The organism is Nitrospira sp. BLG_2, from assembly GCF_049222245.1.
Map to the genome: position 1 here is coordinate 1 of NZ_JBLYIG010000585.1, position 1,941 is coordinate 1,941.

3 protein-coding genes are annotated in these 1,941 nt (G+C 56.6%); all 3 read left to right on the forward strand.

Features of this window, described 5'->3' with window-relative positions; all coding sequences use genetic code 11:
• Positions 1-14: 14 nt before the first annotated feature.
• Positions 15-227 (forward strand): DUF2281 domain-containing protein, encoded by a 213-nt coding sequence (locus ACOSYY_RS15625; RefSeq protein ID WP_421663536.1) that lies wholly within the window; start codon positions 15-17, stop codon positions 225-227.
• Complete coding sequence (locus ACOSYY_RS15630; protein ID WP_421663538.1) at positions 224-628, forward strand: type II toxin-antitoxin system VapC family toxin; 405 nt, start codon at positions 224-226, stop codon at positions 626-628. The genes ACOSYY_RS15625 and ACOSYY_RS15630 overlap by 4 nt, the downstream gene beginning before the upstream one ends.
• Before the next feature lie 10 nt (positions 629-638).
• Positions 639-1,941, forward strand: a 1,303-nt coding sequence (locus ACOSYY_RS15635; RefSeq protein WP_526023333.1) for a DEAD/DEAH box helicase family protein, incomplete at its 3' end; no start/stop codon positions are given.

Genomic DNA, 1,941 nt, shown 5'->3' on the forward strand with positions numbered 1-1,941 from the left:
GAAGGAGAGGTCACATGAAAGAGCTTCAGGAGTTACTTGAGGAATTGCCACCCAATCTCCAAAAGGAAGTTTTGGATTTCGCGGAGTTTCTTCTTGAGAAGAGCAAAAAGAGACCTGAAGGGGCGCCACACTTCCAATGGGCGGGAGCGTTGAAGGATCTTGGCGATCAATACACCTCCGTGGAACTGCAACATAAAGCGTCCGACTGGCGAGTCGGTGAGAAATGAATCTTTTCATCGACACCAATATCATCCTGGAGATTATCCTGGGACAGCATCATGACAAAGAGGCTCGCTCCCTGCTCTCGACGACGGATCGCCACCACCTGTTTCTCTCGGATTTTTCCCTTCATTCAATCGGAGTCATTCTGTTCAGGCGAAATCAACCCGATGCGTTCCTTGATTTTTGCTCGGACATGGTTGGGCCAGGGAGGCTGGCTATTATTGGTTTGTCGGTTCAGCATATGAGCCTTGTGGTCCAAGCCTCAAAGCAGTTCCGCCTCGATTTCGATGATGCCTATCAATATGTGACTGCCGACAAACACAATCTGGTCATCGTCAGCTTCGACGCCGACTTCGACAGAACTGAGCGGGGGAGAAAGACTCCTCAAGCAGTTTTGCAAACCTGACCGGCATCTGATGAGCGGCTACGAAGTCCCCGAACCGATCCTCAATTCACCCTTCGACGAACCCACTGAGCATTGGCACATTGCGGAAGGGGAGCAGCCGGAGCGGCGCCCGGATCGCCGTCCGGCGATGTACTTCTATCGAGATCCGAAGGCCAAGCCGGACACGGAAGCCGGTCGCGTCGTCGGCACGGCCATCGAACTGAAGTTGGTGAATCGCATCCGGGCCCAGGTGAAGAAGTGGCGGCTTGAGGGCTACCCCGGCGTGACGAGAACGACGCTGGAGTTGCTGCAGTGGTGGCGGCGCGATGGGCGCGCGCAGCGGCTCTTTTTCGCCCAACTCGATGCGGCGGAAACGATTGTCTTTCTGGCTGAGGCCCGTGCCGACTTCCGGCAAGGCATCGAAATTCCGCAAGAGGAGGTCAGTGAAGAAAAGCGCAAAGACGGCTTCGCCGGCTTTCTCCGGTACGCCTGCAAGATGGCCACGGGCTCCGGCAAGACCACGGTGATGGGCATGTTGGCGGCGTGGAGCATCCTCAATAAGGTCAATGACCGCAGCGATGCCAGATTCTCAGACGTGGTGCTGATCGTCTGCCCCAACGTCACCATCAAAAACCGGCTTCGAGAATTGGACCCTGAAGGAGGCGAGGCGAGTCTCTATCGCTCGCGCGACCTTGTGCCCGCCCATCTGATGCCGTTACTGACGCAAGGAAGGGTTCTTGTTACCAACTGGCATGTCTTTGAACCGCAAGCTATTCAGACCGGCGGGGTCGGCGCGAGAGTGACCAAGGCCGGAGTCGAGGTGCGCACGAAAGAGACCATCACCATCGGTCCGAAGACGACGACGGCTCGGGGAACTCGGTATCTGACTCTTGACGATCTCGAACGGCAAGTGGCGGCCGGTTTGCTCGCGATACTCAGCGAGGAACGAGAGAAGGATGGGGCGCTGAAGAAAGTGACGGTGGAGTCGCGCCGCTATGTGGAAAGCGATACCGCTCTGGTCAACCGTATTCTGGGGCGCGAAGTGGGCGGGAAGCAGAACATCCTGATCATGAACGACGAAGCGCATCACGCGTATCGCATCGTGCGTGAAGAGCGGGATGAGGATGAAGAAGATCTTTTCGGGGACGGTGACGAAGCCGAGGACTTTTTCAAGGAAGCCACTGTGTGGGTCGATGGGCTCGATCGAATTCAGAAACTGCGCGGCATTAATTTCTGCCTTGACGTTTCCGCCACGCCGTATTTTCTCGGTCGGGTCGGTCAGGACACGAACCGGCCGTTTCCATGGGTGGTGAGCGATTTCGGACTGATCGATG

Excerpts from the sequence above, each read along its gene's own strand:
- ACOSYY_RS15630 (WP_421663538.1), top strand. The coding sequence starts at position 224 with ATGAATCTTTTCATCGACACCAATATCATCCTGGAGATTATCCTGGGA.
- ACOSYY_RS15625 (WP_421663536.1), top strand. The coding sequence starts at position 15 with ATGAAAGAGCTTCAGGAGTTACTTGAGGAATTGCCACCCAATCTCCAA.